Origin of the sequence: Ignatzschineria sp. RMDPL8A, from assembly GCF_029815055.1 — a bacterium.
In the GTDB taxonomy this organism is placed as follows: Bacteria; Pseudomonadota; Gammaproteobacteria; order Cardiobacteriales; family Wohlfahrtiimonadaceae; genus CALZBJ01.
In genome coordinates, this window is record NZ_JAPPWA010000002.1 from 1,011,913 (window position 1) to 1,034,903 (window position 22,991).

Here is a 22,991-nt window from a genome sequence, read left to right on the forward strand (position 1 = left end):
GCTTAGAGAGTTGACAACGTCTCGAAACGCTTGTAACTTTGCTATTGATATGGATCATTTATTTTATTAATTAGAGAGGCTAACAATGTCCGTCAAACCATCCACTTCCTTTAAACGAATTGATAATCTTCCTCCGTATGTCTTTAGCGTGATTGATGAACTCAAAGCCAAAGCCAAAGCCGCCGGACAGGAAGTGATCGATTTTGGTATGGGTAACCCAGATCAACCTACGCCAAAGCATATTGTGGATGCCTTAATTGAAGCCGCCAAGGTGGGTGAAAATCACCGTTACTCTCAATCGCGCGGGGTGCTAGAACTCCGTGAAGCGATCGCTCTTTGGTATAAAAAACGTTTCGATGTTGCCCTCGATGCGGAAACGGAAACCATCTATACCATCGGTTCGAAAGAAGGGCTTGCGGATTTAACTTTAGCAACGCTCTCTGAGGGCGACACCATTTTAGCACCAAATCCTGCATATCCGATCCATCCGTACGGACCTATTATAGCAGGTGCAAAAGTAATTCATGTAGAAACTGGCCCCGATACAAATTTTGAGGCAAATCTCTTAGAAGCGATTGAATCAGCAAGCCCTAAACCGAAGATGATGTTTCTCAATTTCCCAAGTAATCCGACGACCGAATGTGTCGATCTTGATTTTTTTGAGCGTATTGTAAAGATCGCCAAAGAGCACGGCATTTGGATTGTGCACGATCTTGCTTACGCCGACCTTGCCTTTGATGGCTATAAAGCGCCCTCCATCATGCAGGTGGAAGGGGCAAAAGAGATTGCGGTGGAATCGTTTACGCTATCAAAAAGTTATAATATGCCTGGCTGGCGCGTTGGGTTTATGGTGGGCAATCCCATCTTAATTGCCGCGCTTGCGAAAATGAAATCTTATCTTGATTACGGCACCTTTGCCCCGATTCAAATGGCTGCGATTGAAGCGCTCACCGGCCCGCAAGAGTGTGTGCAAGAGATCTCTGATCTTTACGAGCATCGCCGTAATGTGCTTTGTGATGGATTAAATGCGATTGGTTGGCCTGTTGAAAAACCGAAAGCGTCGATGTTTGTTTGGGCGAAAATTCCGGAAGCCTATCGCGACATGGGCTCGATGGAGTTTGCTAAAAAGCTGATTAACGAAGCGTCCGTTGCCGTCTCTCCCGGGATTGGGTTTGGTGAGAAGGGCGATCATTTTGTGCGTTTAGGCTTAATTGTCGATGATGAGCGCACTGCGATTGCGTTAGAGAGCATTCGCGCTATGTTTGAAAAAGATGGCGTTGTGGCGTAAGTATATAAGTGTATACTGGTCTTAGTCGTGTTAAACGATTAAGAATGTAGCGGAAAAAAGAAAAGGTCATGGAGGGAACTCGATGGCCTTTTTTTGTTAGCAAAATTTTATGGGGAAACGCGGTGAAACGATCCGTTAAAAACCACAAAAAATCGAATCGAGCGGACAATTGAATCGCTATGTAATTGAATTGTAGTAAATAGATGAAATCATAGGAATAAATTAGGCGTTTTGGTTGAAGTTTGGCGTGATAAAACGGTAGAATATGGGTGTTTTAAATTTATGTAGGAGAAATGTAGTATGTCAACGATTCTTGATGTAGTAAAGCCAGGCGTTCTCTATGGCGATGATGTTCAAAAAGTCTTTAAAATCGCGAAAGAAAACGGATTTGCGCTTCCTGCCATTAACGTTGTAAACACAGAATCTGTGAATGGCGTTTTAGAAGCGGCAGCAAAAGCCAAATCACCGGTTATTATTCAGTTCTCAAACGGCGGTGCAAAATTCTATGCCGGCCGTGGTCTTAAACTTGATGGCGATGAAGCGGCTATTTTAGGCGCGGTTGCCGGTGCAAAACATGTGCACATGATGGCGGAAGCGTACGGCGTTCCGGTAATTTTACATACCGACCACGCAGCGCGTAAACTCCTTCCATGGATTGACGGGCTTTTAGAAGCGGGTAAAAAATTCAAAGAAGAGACGGGCAAACCACTCTTTTCATCACACATGATCGACCTATCGGCAGAGCCTTTAGAAGATAATATCGCGACCTGTGTTGAGTATATGGAAAAACTTCATGCTCTTGATATGACGCTTGAAATCGAGCTTGGTATTACCGGCGGCGAAGAAGATGGCGTGGATAACACTGCGATCGATAACGCCCTTCTCTACACGCAACCTGAGCACGTTGCTTACGCGTACGAAGCGCTTAGCAAAGTGAGCCACAGATTCACGATTGCGGCATCGTTTGGTAACGTCCACGGCGTATATAAGCCTGGTAACGTAGAGCTTTCTCCGATCATTCTCGACAATTCACAAAAATATGTTTCTGAGAAATTTGATCTTCCTGCAAAATCACTTGATTTCGTATTCCACGGCGGTTCAGGCTCAAGCTTAGAAGATATCCGTGAAGCGATCAGCTACGGCGTGATCAAAATGAATATCGATACCGATACACAGTGGGCAACGTGGGAAGGGGTATTAAACTTCTATAACGAGAAGAAAGATTACCTCCAAGGCCAACTCGGTAACCCTGAAGGCGAACATGCGCCGAACAAAGCATTCTATGATCCACGCACTTGGTTACGTGCCGGTCAAGAGAGCATGGTGAATCGCGTATTGAAAGCATTTGAAGATCTAAATGCGATGAATCGTTTCTAATTTAAGTCTAATTAGATTCTAATTAAACGGTAAATCCTTTACACTATAAGCCGTCCTCGCGAGTGATTCGATGAGGGCGGTTTTTTATTTTACGGGTATTGAGTTAACAATGATGAAGCAAAAAGAGTGGATTTTTGGATTCCACGCGATCGAAGCCGCACTCGATGAGGGCGAAATTTTACAAGTGGTGATTGATAAAACGCGCCGCGATAAACGGATGAATCAGCTCTTAGAGAAAGCCTATGCAAAGAGCGTTGTGGTCAATTATGGCGATGGAAGATTGCTCGATGAGACGGCAGACGATGTGCGTCACCAAGGCATTATGGCGGAAGTATTAGTGCGCGCGCCAGAAAATGAAGATTTTATCTATAACTTACTTGAATCGATCGGTCATCCGCCTTTTTTACTCATTTTAGATGAAGTGCAAGACCCGCATAATGTGGGCGCGTGTCTGCGTACGGCAGAGGCGTTTGGGATCGATGCCGTGATTGTTCCGAAAGATAATTCCTGTGGATTAACGCCGATTGTGCGTAAAGTCTCAAGTGGTAGTTCTGAGCGTGTGCCCTTTGTGGAAGTGACTAATATCTCGCGCTTTTTAGAGAGCATTAAAGAGCAGGGTATCTGGACCTATGGATTGGCTGGCGGCGGCGAAGGAACGGTCTATTCCACCGATTTCCGCGGTCCGGTTGCGATTGTGATGGGGTCAGAAGGAAAGGGGCTGCGCCGATTAACGGAAAAGCAGTGCGATTTCATCGTAAAAATCCCGATGGAAGGCAAAATTGAGAGCTTAAATGTCTCGGTTGCAACGGCGGTTACTCTGGGTGAAGCGTACCGTCAGCGCCAAGGCTTATAGGTTGTCAGTTACTCAATAAGTAATTATTGGAAACACTAAAAAAGCACATGGTTGACCTCAAAATTGAGGAATTCATGTGCTTTTTTATTTCATCTAAAATGATGATTATTTTATGTCGATTGCCTTTGTCGGATTGCCGTTTATCGGTGCGAAGATCGCATCTCTAATCGGGCACTTGGCGATGATACACCTTCTCTTCATCTTCTTTACGATACTCATTCGGGCGAATCAATTGGTATGCGGTAAAGCCTGAGAACCAGAGTAAAAATCCAAAGGGCACCACCATGGTGACCATATATTTCCCGATCTCATAGATGAAATTCTCTCCGAACATCAGCATCGGCAAGCCCAAAACGCACCCAACGGTGGTGAGAATAATGCCGAGATAATAGACAAACATATTAAACTTTAACATAACGAACGCCTTTACACTGCGGTGAGAACGGCTCTTACTATAGCATAATTTTTAATAGCCCTTCACGGCATCAATCAAATTTAATGGCGCTTTATTTTCCATAATTTGATGGATGTTTTGCAGGACCTGTTCTGCTGCAGTACGAGGATTAGTGCTCGCTGCAATGTGCGGGGTCATCTCGATATCGGGGTATTGCCAGAAAGGGTGTGTTTGTGGAAGCGGTTCCTCATTGAACACATCAAGAAGTGCGCCACTTAAGTGACCAGAATCGAGCAATTCAAGAAGATCATTTTCAACAAGATGTTCGCCGCGGGCGGGATTGATTAAAAAAGCGCCGGGCGCTAATTTTGATAAGGTATCGCAGTTTAAAATGCCCGTCGTTTCGGGGGTGAGCGGTAATAGACAGATCAGCACCTGAAGCTCATTTAAAAAGGCATTGAGCTCGTCACTTCCGGCATAAGAGAGCGCCATTTTGGTGCGTTTTTTACTTCTCGACCAGACGTGCAGATTGGTAAATCCATTTTTATAGAGCCGTGCGGTAATGGCAGAGCCAAGTTCTCCAAAACCTAAAATCCCGATGGAAAATTGATCGTGGAAATTCCGCGAAAGCGGCTCCCAGATTTGATCCTTTTGTTGACGCTGATAGAGATGAAATTTACGAAAGGCTTTGAGCGTGCCGTAGAGGGCATATTCGCACATCTGCTCGGTCATATCGGGGTCGATAATGCGGCTAATGGGAATATCTTTAGGAAGATCGGGGCATTTAAAGAGATGATCGACGCCCATGCCGAGCGACTGGATCAATTTTAAGTTATTTAACTGAGGGAAAACCCCTTCGGGAGGTTGCCATGCAAGGACGATTTCAATCGAATCAAGATCGGGATTATCCGTGAGATTGACCAGTTGAATCCGTGAATCGAGCGCTGAAAGTTGGTCCCTCCAGCGCGCAAAACTCTTCTCGTTTGTCGAGGTAAATAGAACCCGCATGGCACTCCTTTAATTTACATTAGATGATTATTTTTGATTGCTCTCTTTAAGTAGATCGCGAATTTCACCTAAAAGCAATTCCTCTTTTGAAGGGGTTGGTTCTGCAGGCGCTGCAGCCGCTTCTTCCTCTTTTTTGCTATGGAGCTTGTTGAGCACTTTAATCGCAATAAAGATTGAGAAGGCAACGATGGTGAAGTCGAAGATATTTTGGATAAAGAGTCCGTAATTGAGCACCACTTCCGGCGCTTCTTCGGTGGCGGCTTTTAAGACGAGCGAGAAATCTTTAAAGTCGATTCCGCCAATTAAAATCCCGAGTGGGGGCATGATAATGTCCGCAACGAGTGAGGAGACGATTTTGTTAAACGCCGCCCCAATGATCACCCCAACGGCGAGGTCGATCACATTACCGCGCATCGCAAACTCTTTGAACTCTTTAAATAATTTCATTGAAAAATCCTTTGATAAAATAAATAAATGGAAATAACGCTCGTAGTGTAGCTAATAAACGTAAAATTTCGTAAATTTTATAAGAAATATTCGCCTAAAAACAGCTCACTATTTGCACGTTTTGGGTTAAAAAAGGAGATATAGAAGCAAATTTGAAGCCAATTCACTCCATTTTATGATTTTTATTTTTTTTATTTGACGAAATTATAGATTAGGGAGGAAGATAGGGTGTTTGAGCGCGAATTTGATGAAAAAAGAATCCTCGCGTAAAAACATTCGTCTCGTAGAATAATTATCAATACTAAAAAGGAAGAAGAATGAAAATTGTCGTGGCATTAGGTGGAAACGCCCTCGGATACAGCGTTTCAGAGCAGCATGAAAACTTAAAAAGCACCGTGGTTCCCTTAGTGGATTTGATCGCTGATGGGCATGATGTGGTGTTTACGCACGGAAATGGGCCACAAGTGGGCATGATTAAACTTGCGATGGATGCTGCCACCCAACACATTAATGCAGAGGCCATGCCGATCACCGAGTGTGGGGCGATGAGCCAAGGGTATATCGGTTATCATTTACAGCGCTACCTACGAGACGAACTAGCACGACGCCGTATTGATAAAGAAGTGGTTACTGTGATTACCGAGGTGGAAGTGGATCCGAATGACCCCGCGTTTGAGAATCCGACAAAACCGATTGGCGCGTTTTATAGTAAAGAAGAGGCCGATCAATTGATGGCAAAAGGCTATAACATGATTGAAGATGCGGGCCGTGGTTATCGTACCGTGGTGGCATCGCCGATTCCGCAAAATATTATTCAAAAGAAAACGATCGAAGCGCTGATTGATGCCGGTGAAATTGTGATTACCGTCGGCGGTGGCGGGATTCCGGTGACGGTTTCAAGTGGCATCACCGATACCAAACCTGCGGTAATTGACAAAGATTACGCCTCATCGAAACTTGCTGAAATTATCGATGCCGATTATCTAGTCATTTTAACTGCGGTAGAAAAAGTGGCGATCAATTTTGGGAAACCCAATCAAGTGGAGCTCGATGTTTTAACGCCGGGTGAAGCGGAAGGATTTATCCAAAGCGGTGAATTTGCGCCGGGCTCAATGCTCCCTAAAGTGAAAGCGGCGATTAGTTTTGCCAATAGTAAACCGGGCCGTAAAGCGCTGATTACCTCCCTTGAAAAAGCCAAAGATGGATTAGCAGGACGTACCGGAACGGTGGTGATTGCCTAAGTATTGATCTAATCAATCAAGAATCAGAACCGAGAGAAAAGCTAGCGTTTCATGCGCTGGCTTTTTTTGTGCGCCAAATATATGCTACTATTTGCTCAGTTTGCCCCGATCGCGGGGTTGAACGTATTAAACTTAAAATTTAAAAATCTCGAGATAATTACACGATTGCTATGGCTCTTTCAGATGACGATAAAGCGCTTTTTCGCACCACGCTCGGCAGTATTAAGCCGATCAAAAACGATAAAGTGGTTCACGCGCGCCGAAAAATTTCGGTGAAGGTGCGTCGTGCGTTGCCGGAAAATCAAAAAACGATCGATATGATGAGCGATGCCTCCCATTGGCTTGATCTTGATCCCGATGTGGAGATGCGTTACGCAAAACCGGGCATTCAGCGCAGGCTCTTGAAAACACTGGCGCAAGGGCGGATTGAACCGGAAGCAGGGATCGATCTTCACGGGCTTACGGTGGAAGAGGCGCGCGATGAACTGAGTGCCTTTTTATACGATTCGCTACGAGATAATTGTTATTGCGTTATTGTGGTGCATGGGCAGGGCTATAATTCGCCGGAAGGGCCTATTATTCGCGGATTTGTCAATAAGTGGCTACGCCTTAAAAATGAGGTGCTCGCCTTTAGTAATGCTCCTCAATATATGGGCGGACGCGGGGCAACGCTCGTGCTGCTTCGTCGCGGTTATGAGTTTTAAGGTCGCACACTCGATTAAAAACGAGTAGAATACGATTTCACATACATTGTTTTACGGTAATTCATTGCAATTACGTTTGGGTTCCCTCACCCCCAAATCTAAATAAAAAGGTTTAAAGATGCGTTATATCTATTTGGCCGCTTATGTCGGCTCGATCTTGATTGCGAACCTCGTACTCGATCGATTTATTGAACTCCCCATGTTTGGTCTTTTAAGCTACGGTACGATTTTTTTCGCCTTTGTCTTTACCTTGCGCGATCACCTTCATCGCTATGGGCTTAAATTTGCACTCCTTGGGATCGCCATTGCCATTGTGGTCAATACACTCTGTTCCCTCTGGTTTGAGATTCCCCCGCGATTTTTGATCGCCTCATTTCTCTCAATTTTACTCAGTGAGCTCGCCGATACGGCAATTTTCGAACGCTTACGCGGTAGGACGTGGCCGGTGAAAGTGCTGGCAAGTAATGCGGTGAGCGTGCCCCTTGATAGTGCGCTATTCACCATGATCGCCTTTTTAGGCGTGTTTGAGTTTTCCATGATGATTGAGATTATCTTTGCCGATGTGATCGCTAAATATCTGATCGCCACAAGCGTTATGGGGCGTGCCCTCTTTAAAGATTGGCGGAAAAAGCCGGTTAACTCCGATCCGCAAAAATTGTCGGTATCGGCTTAATCATCACGATCGATTACTCTGTGTTTCTCTCTTTTTTGTTATCTATTTTTAGGATTATATCTTATGAAAGCGCCCATTATTGGCACCGTTGTGCTTCAATACCCTTCTCGATATCACGATTATCCGATTGATCTAATTCGCAATCGATTCCCAACCTTAAAGGCGGAAGAGATTCACGAGATTGATCTGCCGATCTTATGCCACGCGAGTAAAAATCCGGGAGCGGGCTCAACCCTTTCGATACGATATTGTGCGGGGGAGACTTTTTTAGAACTCTTCGCGCTTGAAAACTATATTAAGGGATTTATTAATCATATGGAGGTGCGGGATATTGAGTATTTAGTGCAAGTGGCCGCACTTGAAACGGCTCATGCACTGAAAGTGCCAGTGGAAGTGACGGCGACGGTGAATTTAGCGGGGCTTAATCAACGTCAAATCGTCCGAGTTGAGGCATCGCCTGAGGCGTTATCAGCGCGCTAATTTTTGTGTAGGTTTGAAAAATTGCGCAATTTTTATCTTTGAAGCATGATTATGATAATATGCTCTTCTTTAGAATTTGTTAGCAAAGAGAGAATAGCGTGAGTCGAAGAAGAGGACGCGGTCGTCGCAATCGTGTGCCGGCAGAGCCGATTGAATTAGTCATTCAGGACCTTGCCCACGATGGGCGAGGCGTTGCCAAGTTGGATGAAAAGGTGATCTTCGTCGATGGCGGGTTGCCCGGCGAGCGTGTGGTGTGTCAATACACAAAAACGCGTAAAGATTATGATGAAGCGCAGGTGACCGAGGTGTTAGAAGCCTCTGAAGATCGCGTGGCGCCGATTTGTGATGTATACGGCATGTGTGGCGGTTGTAGACTGCAACATTTAGATCCGAATCGTCAAATTGAATTTAAGGCGATGCAACTTGAGAGTAATCTCGAAAGACAAGCGGGATTAACCGAATATGAGCGTTTAGCGCCTCTTCGAAGTGCGTCAGAAGGCTATCGTTATAAAGCCCGTCTTGGCGTTAAAAATGTTCCGGCGAAAGGGCGGGTGTTAGTCGGTTTTCGTGAGCGTTTAACGCCCTTTATTGTGGATATGAAACGTTGCCCCATCTTGGAAGATAAGATCGATTCACTTATTGAACCGCTCTCTGAAATGATTGGCAAACTCACCATTGCCGGCGCGCTTCCGCAAATTGAAGTGGCGGTCGGTGAATCGGTCCATGCGTTAAGTCTGCGGGTTTTAGAAACGCCTACGGAAGAGGATCTTGCAATTTTAAAAGCCTTTGAGGCAGAGCACGATCTCATTTTATATCTGCAGCCTGGCAATGAATCGACTACCGTGTCGCTCTCTGAGCGGGGTGAGTCGGATCAGGCGATCTCCTATTCGCTTCTCGATTCCTTAACGCTCTACTTTAAGCCGTATCACTTCACGCAGGTCAATCCTGTGATGAATGATAAGATGGTGCGTCAAGCGCTCGACCTTCTTGATCTAAAAGGCGATGAACATGTGCTCGACCTTTTCTGCGGCCTTGGGAATTTTACCTTAGCGTTAGCGACACAGGCAAAATCTGTGATCGGCGTTGAGGGCGATAAGAGTCTTACCGATTGGGCAGGGCGTAACGCAGGCTTTAACAGCATTGATAACGTTGAGTTCCATTGTGCGGATTTAACGAAAGATCAATCATCAGAGCCGTGGATGAATCAGATGTACGATGTCTTATTGATCGATCCGCCTCGTTCCGGTGCGCTTGAGATGATGGCTTATATTGGTCAGCTTGCGCCGAAGAAAATTTTATATGTATCGTGCCATCCGGCAACGCTTGCGCGAGATTTGGGCCTGCTCACCAAAGAGCATCCTTATAAGCTCGTTTCTGCCGGCGTGATGGATATGTTTCCGCATACCGCCCATGTGGAATCAATGGCACTTTTAGTGAAAGATGAATAATTATGCGTCTATTTAAAAACTTTTTAGTCTACCAATTTGAAGAACCGCTTGAGCTCACGCTGTCTGAGCTTGAAGAAGCCCTTGCCGAGCGTCCTCTTGTGGGATGTTTTGAGCAGGAGATGGAATCCTTTGGTTGGCTAACGGCCTTCAATAGCGGAAAAACCTTTGTTGAGGCCGTGGATGGCGCGTATTTTATTCGCATGGGCGTTGAGCGTAAAAAACTGCCCCGTTTAGCGATTAAAACCGCCGTTGAAAAGCGCGCGGAAGAGCGAGAGCTTAAAATCGAAACGCGCAGCCAATATAAAGAGGTGGAAGAGGTCATTATTAATGAATTGATGGCTAATGCACTTCCGGAGCGTAGCTCGCTATCGGCCTATATCGATATCGACAAAAATTGGCTCGTGATCGATGCAACGAGCGTGAAAAAGGCATCGGAATTAACCGGGCTTTTGCGTAAAACGCTCGGCACACTGCCCGTTGTTGCGCTTGCGCCAAAAGTTGCGCTTGCGAGCGTGATGACCGAATGGGTGCAAAAAGGGATTACCAATGAGCGATTCACCCTTCTTGATGAAATTGAGATGAAAGAGCTCACTAAAGAAGAGGGCGGTACGGCGCGTTATAAAGGCATTCCGGCGATGTCAAAAGAGATTTTACAAAATCTTGAAGATGGTTGGGATGTGACGCGTTTATCACTTTTGTTTAATGAAGCGGTGAGTTTTTCACTCGGGGAAGATTTCATTTTAAAACGCGTTAAATATTTAGAGACCTTTCATGAAGAGCTTGATGAGAGTGATGATCTCTACACCATCGCTGCCGGCAGTGCGCAATTACAAGTTTTAATGTTTCGTGAATTAATGAGTGAGCTATATCAGCTTTGCCATCCATAAATCACGTAAAATAACTAGATTATCCCATCTGAAAGCGATCTTGCATCGCTTTTTTTATCCGATCAATGAACGACTTTAAGAGTAAGAGTTACAAACAACTATGAGCAATAAAGAGTATACCGCCACGTCGATAGAAGTGTTATCCGGTCTCGATCCTGTGCGCAAACGCCCAGGAATGTATACCGACACGTCGCGTCCGAATCATATTTTGCAGGAGGTGATCGACAACTCCGTCGATGAGGCGCTCGCAGGATATGCCGATGAGGTGGTGGTAACGCTCTATGAAAATGGATTTTTAGGGGTGAAAGATAATGGGCGCGGGATGCCGGTTGATATTCACCCAGAGCACGGTGTCAGCGGGGTTGAACTGATTTTAGCAACGCTTCACGCCGGCGGGAAATTCAATAGTGATAACTACCAGTTTTCAGGCGGACTTCACGGGGTTGGCGTTTCGGTCGTGAATGCGCTTTCCGAGGTGTTTGAGGTCTATGTTAAACGCGATGGAAAAGAGCATAAGATCGTCTTTAACGATGGAAATAAAGCCAGTGATTTGGAAGTGATCGGCACCGTCGGGAAAAATAATCGCGGGACCGATATCCGTTTTCTCCCCGATCCCAAATATTTTGATTCCCCAAAAATTGCTAAAAAGTCGCTCTGCGATCTCCTTAAAGCTAAAGCGATTTTATGCGCAGGGCTCACCATTAAACTCATCGATGAGACCGCAAAAGAATCGGATCAACAAGAGATTGTTTGGCATTATGAATCGGGCGTTGAAGAGTATCTTTATGATTCACTCAAAAATGTCGATCATGTGCCAAGTGAAATTATTTTCGGCGAATTTAAAGCCGACAATGAAGAGATTATTTGGGGATTGGCGTGGAATGAAGAGGGCGCGCCGGTGATGGCAGAGAGCTACGTAAACCTCATTCCTACAACGCTTGGCGGAACGCACGTTAACGGTCTTAAAGCCGGATTAACTGATGCGCTTCGTGAATTTTGCGATCAAAGAAGTCTACTGCCACGCGGGGTGAAAATTGCGCCGGACGATCTCTTTGCGCAGCTCAATTATCTATTGTCAGTCAAGATGCAAGAGCCTCAATTTGCAGGGCAAACGAAAGAGCGTCTAAGTTCGCGCGATATTGCGGGCGTGATTACCAATGCGGTGCGCGACTTTTTTGCACTTTGGCTCAATAATCATGTGGAAGAGGCAGAAGCGATCGCTGATGTGGTAATCCGAAGTGCGCAAGCCCGTCTTAAAAGTTCCAAAACCGTTTCCCGTAAACGGGTTTCACAAGGGCCAAAACTTCCGGGAAAATTGGCAGATTGCGTTAGTACCGATGTGAATCTCACCGAGCTCTTTTTAGTGGAAGGGGATTCGGCAGGCGGATCGGCAAAGCAGGCGCGAGATCGTGACACGCAAGCAGTAATGGCGCTTCGCGGGAAAATCTTAAATACCTGGGAAGTGGCGAGCTCGGAGATTTTAGCGTCAAAAGAGATTCATGATATTTCTGTTGCCATTGGGGTTGATCCTGATACCGACGATATTTCTGGGCTTCGGTACGGTAAAATCTGTATATTGGCGGATGCGGATTCCGATGGGCTTCACATTGCGACCTTAATTTGTGCACTTTTTGTGAAACATTTCGAAAAATTAGTTGAGTCAGGTCATATTTTTGTTGCTTTACCACCACTCTATCGCGTTGACGTGGGAAAAGAGGTCTTTTATGCGCTCGATGAGGAAGAAAAGAATCAGATAATGCATAAGAATGCAGGGTCTCGCAGTAAAGTCACGGTTACCCGATTTAAAGGGCTTGGGGAGATGAATCCCATTCAATTGCGTGAAACAACGATGAATTATAAGACTAGACGGTTAGTTCAATTGACTGTCGAAGATTTCAAAGATGTGTCCTCTGTATTTGATAAGTTGCTCGCTCGCGGAGAACGTGAAGCGCGGAAACGTTGGATCGAAGATACTCAATTTTCTCAAGTAGTTAACTAAAACTAAAGAAATGTAAATACCTTTTGAAAACTGATGATTATATTGACTTGAGTGTTTGATTTTTACCTGACTTCGATAGTATCATCACAATGCAAGAAATAAGATAATTAGAATTAGCTATTTTAAAATTTTAAATAAAGAATTTTATCAATTTATTTTGTAAGGAAATTCACTGTGGCAAGACGACCTAATAAAGCTGTAGGAATCGATATCGGCACGACTTCGATCCGAATAGTCGAAGGAAACCGACGAGGAACAGACTTCTCGATCGATCGTGCGTATGAATATATGTTTAATGAAGAAGTCATGCGAGACGGTCTTCCGGAAGAAGTGGATGTTTTAGGGATCCATCTACAACGGGCGATGAAACAGCTTGGCGGCAGTAAAGAGGTGACAATGTCTGTGCCCTCCACTGCAATTATGACCTATAACGCGGTGATCGATGAAAACCTTAAAGGCGATGAGCTATTTACTACGCTCGAAGCGAACTTAGGGCAATATATCCCATTTTCGGCCGATGAGGTAATGATGGATTGCCAGATTATTGGCTCATCAATTGAAGAAGAGTATAAAAATGAAGTGCTCATTGTTGCAGCGGAAAAAGAGTTTGTAAACTCACGCTCGCTCTCATCAGAAATTGCAGGGCTTGAGGTTAAAATTGTGGATGCGGATATCTATGCGCTCACAACGCTCCTCGGGCTTAAATATGATTTCTCAAATTTTATTAAACAAGATGCGATTGTCTACATCGAGTCGGGCGTTTTTCGTACTGGATTTTTCATTTTAAAAGGTGACGGAACAATCTACGCGCGTGAGATGCCGATTGGCGGTGACCGTTTAACAGAGATGATCTCAGATGAGCTTGATATCTCTATGGATGATGCGGAAATTCAAAAACTGAATGCCGATTGGGAAAGCAATCCGATCTTAGCGAAATGCAAAGAGGCCTTTATCGAAGAGATGGTGATTCAGGTTCAATCTGCAATGCATGCCTATGTGCCCAATAACCCACAAGTGAGTTTAAAACAGATTTTTGTAACCGGTGGTGGCGCGCTGGTACCGGGCTTTGTTGAAGCGCTTTCAGGATCCCTTGATCGCGCGGTTGAGCGAATCAATCCGAGCGATATGGTTCAATTTAATGTACCTGGCGTTCAAGCTGAGAAATTTGCCATTGCGTGCGGTTTAGCGGTAAGGAGTATGCTCTAATGAATAATATTCGGATTAACTTATTGCCTTGGCGTGAAGCGCTTCAGTTCGAACGCGAAGACCGCTTAAAGAAAACGCTCGCAGTAGCGGTACTGTTTGGGATTTTAATTGGGATTGCGGCGTGGTATGCGGCTGGCATGTATTATGACAGCCAAACCTATCGCGTTACCACTATTGAAACTGAGATGAATAAGCCTAAATATGCGCAAGCGGCTGCCAACTTAAGACAGCGTGAGGCACTGATTAAGGATCTATCGAATAAGCTTGAGGTGTTGAATGGCCTTAATACACAACGGGCTGAGATGGTGACTATATTAGAGCAACTCGCGTCGTCAAAAGAGAGCGGTGTATCGATTCACATTCTTGACTTTAAACCTACAGAGATCTCTTTTGTAGGGGCGGCGTTGTCTCAAGAGCGTCTAATTTCATTTACAGAGCGTCTTGAAACAGAGGTTGGACTTGCGCCAATTCCTTACTCTCAAGAGCATCGTGTGGGAAATGCAAAATTGACCCTGTTTGGGATCAAAATTCACCCCGAAGTTAAACGTAAAAAAGCAGAGTCAAAGGAGTAAGCCGTGAATAAAGATATATTAAGCTTAAGTGGCCTTGCAAAACTGAAAGCGCCGATTCGTTATGGTGTGGTGGTTGTGGTATTTATTATCAGTGCGGTAGTTGCGGCGCTCGGATTGATCTATTCATACAGTGCTTATCCTGAAAAGTTTGAGCAATTAGCTCGTGATGAGGAGAGCAAGCTTGATGAGTTAGAACGCCGTCAACGCGCATCTCTATTAGTTGAGCACTACGAGAGTTCGATCGAAGAGGCGGAAAAAACGCTTGATGAGATTAAATTGATGTTGCCAGAGACTGTTGAAGCATCGAACTTCATGGCGGAACTTCATCGTAACGCAACTGAAAATGATATCTATCTTACGCGCCGTACCCCGCTTGCGATGAAAAAGCATAAAAGTGGCTTTGTTGAAGAGATTCCCGTTTTGATTGAAGGGTGTGCATCGTATCACCGCATTGGTGACTTTGTTGCGAATCTATCTAACTTACAACGGATTATTACGCTCGATGAATTTACGATGAGCGATCCTGATCTATTAAATAATCGTCAGGTGAGTTTTGGGAATTTAGGTGTCAATATTCGTGTGTCTAATCGCGTCAACTGTGAGCAAGTAGGGGGAGGCTACCCTTTTTCAGCGACCATCTCTACTTATAAATACGTAGAGTAGTCGAGGGTGAAAAAAGATATGAAAAAAGTATTGATAGCAGTGGCTCTACCTGCCTTATTAACGGGATGTTTTTTTGATACAGACAAGCCCGATGTAGAGGAATTAATTAATGAGCGCTTTCAAAAAGCGTCACAACAAGTGAATCTTACGGTCAAACGTGAGCCAATCATTCCGATGAAGATTGAAAATTTCTCAAGACCCTATGAAGGAAAGGAATATCCAGATCCTTTTGAGATTGAGGCTGAGTTAAGCGATATCTTAAATCCGAAAGGGGGGCCTGATAGCTATGGAACGCATACACTGAATGTGGATCCAGAGCGCCCAGAGGGTTATATTCCTGGCTTATTAGAACAGTACTCCTTACAAGAGCTTACTCTAATAGGAACTATTGGAACGACCGAGAATCCAAAAGTGTTGGTGAAGGTGATGGGTGAAAATCCACTGGCGACACAAACCGTTGGACTTGGTGATTATATGGGAACCAATTTTGGACGGGTAGTGCAGATTGTTCCTGATCAATATGTGCGAATTGTAGAGAAATTTGCTTCAGATAAGACCGAAGAAGGTTGGGAAGCAAAAGAACGAATTATTAATTTAGAGATTAAGTAAAGGCTATTGTATTTAGGAGCTGTTGGTTATGTTATTGAAAAGATATGCATCTAATATCACAAAAACCGGTGCGGTTTTACTGCTGTTAAGCGGGTTTTTAAGTGCGTCTGCTCAGACGCTTCAAAACGTTGAAGCCGTTGATTTGCAAGACGGAACGCAAACATTAAAATATTACTTTGATCAGTCAGTAGCGGCGCCAAGCCATTACTATATTAAAGAGCGCGATGTACTTGTATTTGATTTTAACGCAAAAGGCGTTTATCAAAATGCAAAAAACCGAGTGCTTGATACGCGTTTAATCGATAACGTTCAAAACGTTTATATGAATAATCGTCTTCGTTCAACGGTGAATCTAAGTGGCAAAACCGATTATACAGTCGCAGTAAAAAACAATGTAGTCACGGTTCACTTAACTAACACTGCAAAATTAACAAAAGCGAATTGGGACAACCTTGTTGACCAAAACCAAAAAGTTGATAACGTTGCGCCATTAAACGATATTAACTTTATGCGCAATTCAGCAGGCGCGGGCGTGATTGATGTGTTTTTACCTAGCAGTCAAACACCGGTTAATGTTGTAGAAGAGCGTAACAAGATTCGCTTAATGGTAGGTGGACATACTTGGGATCCATCACAAAATCGTCGTATTGATGTGACGGATTTTGCAACGCCGGTATCTGCGGTTGAAGTGGTGAATATTGCAGGACGTGCTTACGTTGATATCATGACGCATTCATCCTATGACTACACAGCGCAACAAATTAACGGAAATAAATATCGTTTAACGGTATCACCGAAGATTGAAGCGAAAGTGGCAAGTCTTGATGAGGGCAGTGCGCTTAAACGTGACCAATGGTCTGGTGAGCCGATCTCTATTAACTTCCAAGACATTGATGTGCGTGCGGTACTACAAATTATTGCGGACTACACTGGCTTAAACATTGTAGTGAGCGATACCGTTAACAGCCGCATTACCATTAAACTTACCAATGTGCCTTGGGACCAAGCGCTTGATACGGTTCTTCTCTATTCAGGTTTAGGTCAAGCCCGTGATGGAAATGTAATTTTTATCGCTCCGCAAGATCAATTAACTCGTTTTGAAGGCGTTAACTTAAGAACTGAGCTGGTTCAAATTAACTATGCTGATGCATCTGATTTAGCACAAGTGATTGCAACCCGTGTTGGCGCGCAACAAAACGTAGATGCAGTGGGTGCTGGATTATCAAAACATGGATCGGTGAGCGTTGACCGTCGCACAAACATGCTCATTATCCAAGATACCAATCGTCAAATTAAAATCATTAAAGATTTAATTGCAGAGCTTGACCGTCCTGTACGTCAAGTGCAAATTTCAGCACAAATCGTAGCGGCATTTGATAACTTTGCTCGCGACTTAGGTGTTGTTTGGGGGGGCGGTTACCAAAAAGGTAAAGCACAAGGGGGCGGAAGCCTACAAAGTGACGGAGCTGAAGGTGGCGTTTTAGGTGGACTTGATACAGGGATTAATCTGGGCGCGAGTAATAAGACCTTTGGACTTCAATATATGGTTTTAGGAAAAGAACTTCAGTTGGGCCTAGAACTTTCTGCGATGCAGACTGAAAATAAAGGTGAGACCTTAGCATCGCCAGTTGTATTAACAACGGATCGTCAAACAGCGTATATTAAGCAAGGTTCTGAGATTTCATATAGTGTGACATCGAATGATGGGGTAGCAAATGTTGAGTTTAAAGAAGTGGTTATGGAGCTTAACGTAACGCCACAGATCACCCCTGATAATAAAATTATTATGGATCTTTTGATCACTAAAGATGAGCTTGCAGGGTATGCACAAAACCAAGAGCCAATTATTGCGAAGAAAGAGTTAAAAACTCAGGCACTGGTTTCTGATGGAGAAACGATTGTTCTAGGCGGTATCTATGAACAAGAGAGCTCTAAGATTGATAGTAAAGTACCTTTCTTTGGTGATTTGCCGATCTTAGGAAATCTCTTCAAACGTCAAGAGAACAGCAATCGTAAGGCTGAGTTACTTATCTTTGTAACCCCTAATATTATTGATCTTCAAGAGTATTAATCGAAATGATGTATACAAATGATCAAACTGTCTTCCCTTTGGAAGACAGTTTTTTTTTGATAGGGCCAATGGGGTCGGGCAAAAGTACTATTGGGAAGCTACTAGCACGCCGGTTAAAGTGCACATTTAAAGATAGTGATGAAGCGATTGTCGAGCGGTCAGGCGTCACCATTCCCCATATTTTTGATGTGGAAGGGGAGGTCGGATTTCGAAAACGAGAAACGGCGATGATCGATGAGCTTACGCAAATATCTCCGATGATTTTATCAACCGGGGGTGGCGCGGTCGTCACTAAAGAAAATCGTGAGCTGTTAAAGGCACGTGGGCAGGTGATCTATCTGAATGTGTCGCCACAAGAGCAATTTAATCGAGTGCGATATGATACCAATCGCCCGCTTTTGCAAAATGAGGATCCGCTGAAGGTTTTAGAAACGCTCTATAGCATCCGTGATCCGCTTTATCGTGAGTGCTCAAATTATATGATCTTTTCAGATAAACTGCCTCCGAAAGTTGTGGTTGATGGTATTATAGAGCATATTATAAACAATGATAGACCTTACCCTGACTGGTTAGTTGAGATAAATAGATGAAAAAATTAACGATCGATTTAGGCACGCGCTCTTATCCCATTTTGATGGCTGAAAATTTATTGGAGCGTGAAGAGATCACCTCTTTTTTAAACCCATCACAGCGTCTAGTGGTTACCAATGATACGATTTATGACTATCATAAAGAGACTATTTTAAAACTGGTGGATCAAGATGCTTCGCGCGTATTGATTTTGCCTGATGGTGAGCGTTATAAAAGCGCCGAATCGCTCAATACAATTTTAACCGAACTTCTTACGCTTGAATTTAATCGAAATAGTCAGCTGATTGCTTTTGGCGGTGGCGTGATTGGTGACCTTGTGGGCTTTGCTGCAAGTATCTATCAACGCGGCATTGATTTTATTCAAGTGCCGACAACGCTTCTAGCGCAAGTCGATAGCTCTGTAGGTGGGAAAACGGCGATCAATCACCCTTTAGGGAAAAATATGATCGGCAGTTTTTATCAGCCAAGCGCTGTCTTAATGGACCTCACGCTTCTTAAAACACTCCCCAAACGGGAATATTTAAGTGGTTTAGCCGAAGTCTTAAAGTACGGTTTTATCTTAAGCGATGAGTTTTTAATCTGGCTCGAGGTCAATCGTGAGAAAATTTTAGCGCTTGATTTTGAGGTGGTCTCTGAGATGATCTACCGTGCGTGTAGTTTTAAGCGAGATGTGGTCAATCAAGATGAAACAGAGCAGGGCGTTCGTGCGCTCCTCAATCTTGGGCATACGTTTGGGCATGCGATTGAGCGAAATATGAAGTATCAAGGCGTTTTGCATGGCGAAGCGGTGTCGATTGGTACGGTAATGGCTGGGAAACTCTCTGAGCTTGCAGGCTTTATTTCTCATGCGGATTTTGCTCGATTGGAGTCACTCCTTGATGAATTTGGTTTACCTATTCGTCAAGAAACGGTGATTGAGATGGATGCGATGATGAGCGCGATGCGTCTTGATAAGAAAAATCGTGATAAAAAAATTCGCTTTGTTCTCCTAAAATCAATGGGATCGGCTGAGGTAGTTGATGCGATAGAGGAAGGTCTAATTTTAGCAGCAATCAAATACGGAATGGTTTAATGAGTAGAGTAACGTTACTGCGCGATTTGCCGTGGCTCGATTTAATGCCGACGCAACGCGTATTGGATCGTCTTTATGAAAATATCATGTCGGGTCGGCATGATTTTTGCAGTGTGCATGGGGCATCGGGATCGGGAAAAACCCGCATGATGCTCGAGCTGGGTAAGCGTCTACGTCAAAATGACGAGATTGTGCTGACCATGATTAATGGTGAAGAGACCGATGTCTTAACGCTTTTTCGTCGCTCCCTTGGCGATGAGATGACTCAATCGAATTTCCTGCGTGATGATGTGTTGTCGATTTTGCAAGCGCTTATTGCAGAGGGTAAAAAGATCGTCCTGTTGATTGATGCTTCCGAGAATTTAAATGCTACCGAGCTTAAACTTCTCGACCAACTTCGCGTTGCTTGTAATGAGCAGTCCCGCCACTTCTTCCTCTTTCTGTTTATGGATATCCACCAGAAAGATCTCTTTATTAAGCGCATTTTAAATCGCTCAACGAACTATACGCTATCGCCGGTTAATGCGATGCAGTTAAAACGCCTCATTGATCATGCCAATGCCTTTTTCGGTAAAACGGATGATGAGCTTAGCCATGCCGAAGTGAACCGGCTTCATTCGCTCTCTTATGGTTATCCGGGGCGTGTGCTTAAATTAATTACGCCTCAACCGAAACGATTTTTAACACTGCGCAATGTGATGGCATCGGTGATTGTGCTTGGGCTGTTAATTGCGGGAACGGCGTGGTTTTATCTAATTAAAGAACCAGAAATTACCGATGCGATGGCGCAGCAGAAAAAAAATGCCAACGTTACCGTGAGCTCGGTGGTGGATGGCGATGAGCCCAATGTAAAAGCGCGCGTAGAACAGTTAGCGGGAAATAATGAAAAAAACGGAAATGCCGGAAATGCTGATCAGGTTGCTACAGTAGAAACAATTGAGGCTGAAGCGAATAATCCTCCTGCGATGTTGCCGGTTAAAATTGAGACCATTAAAGTGGATCGCGCGCCTGAATCTGATGAAGAAAAGTTCGTTAAAAAAGCTCCCATTGTGGTGGCGATAAAAGGCGATTCTCAAACGGCGAAGCCTCAAGAAACAGTTACGGTAAAACAGGAGGAAAAGCCGGACGAGTCAGTGGTAAATCGAGGACAAACTGAGACGAAGCTTCTTAAAGAGACAGTAGCAAAATCGGTGACAAAACCGGTGACAAAACCAGCGACTGATTCCAAATACTACATTCAACTTGCGGAAGGAAATAGTAAACAAGTCGTTGAAAATCATCTGAAAGGGCGAACCATTCCCGGTGCGCCAATTATTAAACAGGTGGGCAATCGATGGGTTGCGGTGATCGGGCCATACGGCAGTGAAGCTCTGGCTAAAACGGGTATTCAGCATCTTCCGAGCAGTGTGAAGGCCCTTAATTTATCGGTTGTTTCAGGCAATCGAATTGGTGAATAATTTTAAAGAGACACGATGTCAATAATCCAATTACATAACATTCATTTAGCTTATGGTTCTACGCCCCTTTTAAACGGCGCTTCACTCTCGATTGAGCGGGGCGATCGGATTGCGATTATTGGACGAAATGGCGAAGGAAAATCCTCCCTTTTAAAAGTGGTGGGTGGACGCATTACGCCGGACGATGGTCGTCTTATTTTTGATAAAAATTTAAAAATCGCTACACTTGAGCAAGAGATTCCCACTGATTTAACGGGTACGGTGTATGAGCTTGTGTCGGAGGGGCTCGGCGTTATCGGTGAAAAGCTAAAAGCCTATTACGCACTATTAGAGGATGCGACAACAGATGTAGCGCTCAATCAGCTGGGTATCTTGCAACAAGAGCTCGATCAATTAAATGGTTGGAATAGCGATCAGGCCATTGATGAGATTTTAACCCGTCTTGAACTCGATGGGAAAACTCGTCTCAATACGCTATCTGGGGGTTGGATTCGCCGGGCACTTCTTGCGAAAGCCTTGGTATCAAAGCCCGATCTCCTTCTACTTGATGAGCCGACAAACCATCTGGATATTGAGATGATTCGCTGGCTTGAAGAGCGTCTACTTGAGGTGCATCAAGGCGCGATTTTATTTGTGTCCCATGACCGAGCTTTTTTAGGGCGCATCGCGACCAAAATAGTGGAGCTCGATCGCGGTAATTTAAGCGAATATCCGGGTAATTATGATGAATATCTCAAGCGTAAAGCAATTGAACTGTATAACGAAGAGCAAGAAAATCGAGCCTTTGATAAAAAGCTTGCAAGTGAAGAGGTATGGATTAAAAAAGGGGTAAAAGCCCGAAGAACTCGTAGTGAAGCTCGCGTGCAGGCACTTCTTAAAATGCGCGAAGAGCGGGCGGAGCGCGTCAATCGTCAGGGAACGGCAACGCTTCATTTTGAAGAGGCAGGCGTGACTGGTGCGAAAGTGATTGAAGCGACCGATATGAGTTACGCAATTGGCGGGAAAACCATTGTCGATCAGCTCAATTTAACGGTAATGCGCGGTGATCGTATCGGAATTATTGGCCCCAATGGTGTGGGGAAATCGACACTCATTAAACTGCTTCTTGGTCAATTATCGCCGGATAAGGGTGAGGTAAAATTAGGTACGCAACTTGAAGTAGCCTATTTTGATCAGCTTCGTTCGGATTTAGAGCTTGATAAAACGGTGCTGGAAAATGTGGGTGAAGGCAGTGATTTTATCGAGATTAATGGTAAAAAACGCCATGTGATGGGCTGGCTTCAAGATTTTATGTTCTCCCCAGATCGTGCTCGATCATCCGTGAATGCGCTTTCAGGCGGTGAGCGAAATCGCCTCCTTCTTGCCAAACTTTTCACGAAACCGTGCAACTTTTTAGTAATGGACGAGCCGACGAATGATCTTGATATTGAGACACTCGAGCTACTTGAAGATTTGCTATTACAATTTAATGGCACGCTCCTGTTAATCTCCCATGACCGCGCCTTTATCGATCAAGTGGTGACATCGCTCCTTATTTTAGAGGGCGAGGGTAAAATTACTGAATCGATTGGCGGTTATAGCGATTGGGAAGCCTACCGTGATGCGCGCGATAAAAAAGCAGAATCGAGCACTGAAAATAGAGTAAAATCAGAGACACAGACGGAAGCTGAGCATAAAACGTCTGTGAATGAGGCGAAACCTACTCAATCGCAAGGGAAAAAGCTCTCCTATCATGAGGTGCGCGAGCTTGAAAGTTTGCCGGAGCTTATCGCGAATTTAGAGAGTGAAATTGAGGTGCTTACTAATGAGGTTCAGACCGTCGAATTTTACGAAACATCGCATGCGTATCAGCAAGAACGTCTGCATCATTTAACAGAATTAAACGAAACGCTCGAACAAAAATATGAGCGCTGGTTAGATTTAGAGAGTCGTGTTGGATAGCGATATCACA

22 protein-coding genes are annotated in these 22,991 nt (G+C 44.4%); 19 read left to right on the forward strand and 3 right to left on the reverse strand.

Going from position 1 to position 22,991, the window contains the following annotated elements:
• Positions 1–85: 85 nt before the first annotated feature.
• The 3 genes from OXI21_RS06140 to rlmB all read left to right on the forward strand — a co-directional run bounded on the left by OXI21_RS06140 (position 86) and on the right by rlmB (position 3,518).
• Positions 86–1,288: an aminotransferase class I/II-fold pyridoxal phosphate-dependent enzyme gene (locus tag OXI21_RS06140; RefSeq protein WP_279618681.1), complete on the forward strand. Its 1,203-nt coding sequence runs from the start codon at positions 86–88 to the stop codon at positions 1,286–1,288.
• Between the two features lie 300 nt (positions 1,289–1,588).
• Positions 1,589–2,665, forward strand: coding sequence for a class II fructose-bisphosphate aldolase (gene fbaA / locus OXI21_RS06145; RefSeq protein ID WP_279618682.1), 1,077 nt, complete (start codon positions 1,589–1,591; stop codon positions 2,663–2,665).
• Between the two features lie 109 nt (positions 2,666–2,774).
• Positions 2,775–3,518, forward strand: a complete 744-nt coding sequence (gene rlmB / locus OXI21_RS06150) for a 23S rRNA (guanosine(2251)-2'-O)-methyltransferase RlmB (protein ID WP_279618683.1) — start codon at positions 2,775–2,777, stop codon at positions 3,516–3,518.
• A gap of 163 nt (positions 3,519–3,681) precedes the next feature.
• On the opposite strand, the gene OXI21_RS06155 is transcribed toward rlmB, so the two are convergent.
• The 3 genes from OXI21_RS06155 to mscL are packed head-to-tail and all read right to left on the reverse strand — an operon-like array spanning position 3,682 to position 5,367.
• Positions 3,682–3,933 carry a hypothetical protein gene (locus tag OXI21_RS06155; RefSeq protein ID WP_279618684.1) on the reverse strand — a complete coding sequence of 84 codons (252 nt, stop codon included), beginning with the start codon at positions 3,931–3,933 and terminating at the stop codon, positions 3,682–3,684.
• A gap of 51 nt (positions 3,934–3,984) precedes the next feature.
• Positions 3,985–4,920 (reverse strand): glyoxylate/hydroxypyruvate reductase A, encoded by a 936-nt coding sequence (locus tag OXI21_RS06160; protein ID WP_279618685.1) that lies wholly within the window; start codon positions 4,918–4,920, stop codon positions 3,985–3,987.
• A gap of 27 nt (positions 4,921–4,947) precedes the next feature.
• Positions 4,948–5,367: a large-conductance mechanosensitive channel protein MscL gene (gene mscL, locus OXI21_RS06165; protein WP_279618686.1), complete on the reverse strand. Its 420-nt coding sequence runs from the start codon at positions 5,365–5,367 to the stop codon at positions 4,948–4,950.
• A 317-nt stretch (positions 5,368–5,684) separates the two neighbouring features.
• Here mscL and arcC point away from each other — a divergent pair, with 317 nt between their 5' ends.
• The 16 genes from arcC to OXI21_RS06245 all read left to right on the forward strand — a co-directional run bounded on the left by arcC (position 5,685) and on the right by OXI21_RS06245 (position 22,981).
• Entirely contained in the window at positions 5,685–6,608 is a 924-nt protein-coding gene (gene arcC / locus OXI21_RS06170) for a carbamate kinase (protein WP_279618687.1), read from the forward strand.
• Positions 6,609–6,778: 170 nt separating this feature from the next.
• Entirely contained in the window at positions 6,779–7,312 is a 534-nt protein-coding gene (locus tag OXI21_RS06175; protein ID WP_279618688.1) for a Smr/MutS family protein, read from the forward strand.
• Positions 7,313–7,430: 118 nt separating this feature from the next.
• Positions 7,431–7,985, forward strand: a complete 555-nt coding sequence (locus tag OXI21_RS06180) for a VUT family protein (RefSeq protein ID WP_279618689.1) — start codon at positions 7,431–7,433, stop codon at positions 7,983–7,985.
• Positions 7,986–8,048: 63 nt separating this feature from the next.
• Positions 8,049–8,465, forward strand: a complete 417-nt coding sequence (locus OXI21_RS06185; protein WP_279618690.1) for a hypothetical protein — start codon at positions 8,049–8,051, stop codon at positions 8,463–8,465.
• Between the two features lie 98 nt (positions 8,466–8,563).
• Positions 8,564–9,913: a 23S rRNA (uracil(1939)-C(5))-methyltransferase RlmD gene (gene rlmD, locus OXI21_RS06190; protein WP_279618691.1), complete on the forward strand. Its 1,350-nt coding sequence runs from the start codon at positions 8,564–8,566 to the stop codon at positions 9,911–9,913.
• A gap of 2 nt (positions 9,914–9,915) precedes the next feature.
• A complete protein-coding gene (gene rdgC / locus OXI21_RS06195; RefSeq protein WP_279618692.1) occupies positions 9,916–10,800 on the forward strand; it encodes a recombination-associated protein RdgC in 885 nt (294 codons plus the stop codon).
• Positions 10,801–10,900: 100 nt separating this feature from the next.
• Positions 10,901–12,799, forward strand: coding sequence for a DNA topoisomerase IV subunit B (parE, locus tag OXI21_RS06200; RefSeq protein ID WP_279618693.1), 1,899 nt, complete (start codon positions 10,901–10,903; stop codon positions 12,797–12,799).
• A 174-nt stretch (positions 12,800–12,973) separates the two neighbouring features.
• Positions 12,974–14,005 (forward strand): type IV pilus assembly protein PilM, encoded by a 1,032-nt coding sequence (pilM, locus tag OXI21_RS06205; RefSeq protein WP_279618694.1) that lies wholly within the window; start codon positions 12,974–12,976, stop codon positions 14,003–14,005.
• Positions 14,005–14,577, forward strand: a complete 573-nt coding sequence (locus OXI21_RS06210) for a hypothetical protein (protein WP_279618695.1) — start codon at positions 14,005–14,007, stop codon at positions 14,575–14,577. The genes pilM and OXI21_RS06210 overlap by 1 nt, the downstream gene beginning before the upstream one ends.
• Before the next feature lie 3 nt (positions 14,578–14,580).
• Complete coding sequence (pilO, locus tag OXI21_RS06215) at positions 14,581–15,240, forward strand: type 4a pilus biogenesis protein PilO (protein ID WP_279618696.1); 660 nt, start codon at positions 14,581–14,583, stop codon at positions 15,238–15,240.
• 18 nt (positions 15,241–15,258) lie between these two features.
• Positions 15,259–15,849, forward strand: a complete 591-nt coding sequence (locus OXI21_RS06220; protein ID WP_279618697.1) for a pilus assembly protein PilP — start codon at positions 15,259–15,261, stop codon at positions 15,847–15,849.
• A gap of 28 nt (positions 15,850–15,877) precedes the next feature.
• A complete protein-coding gene (pilQ, locus tag OXI21_RS06225; RefSeq protein WP_279618698.1) occupies positions 15,878–17,920 on the forward strand; it encodes a type IV pilus secretin PilQ in 2,043 nt (680 codons plus the stop codon).
• A 68-nt stretch (positions 17,921–17,988) separates the two neighbouring features.
• Positions 17,989–18,510 carry a shikimate kinase gene (locus OXI21_RS06230; RefSeq protein WP_347815492.1) on the forward strand — a complete coding sequence of 174 codons (522 nt, stop codon included), beginning with the start codon at positions 17,989–17,991 and terminating at the stop codon, positions 18,508–18,510.
• Positions 18,507–19,583 carry a 3-dehydroquinate synthase gene (aroB, locus tag OXI21_RS06235; protein WP_279618699.1) on the forward strand — a complete coding sequence of 359 codons (1,077 nt, stop codon included), beginning with the start codon at positions 18,507–18,509 and terminating at the stop codon, positions 19,581–19,583. The genes OXI21_RS06230 and aroB overlap by 4 nt, the downstream gene beginning before the upstream one ends.
• Entirely contained in the window at positions 19,583–21,040 is a 1,458-nt protein-coding gene (locus OXI21_RS06240) for an AAA family ATPase (RefSeq protein WP_279618700.1), read from the forward strand. Before aroB ends, OXI21_RS06240 begins: the two co-directional genes overlap by 1 nt.
• 15 nt (positions 21,041–21,055) lie before the next feature.
• A complete protein-coding gene (locus OXI21_RS06245) occupies positions 21,056–22,981 on the forward strand; it encodes an ATP-binding cassette domain-containing protein (protein ID WP_279618701.1) in 1,926 nt (641 codons plus the stop codon).
• Positions 22,982–22,991 lie beyond the last annotated feature (10 nt).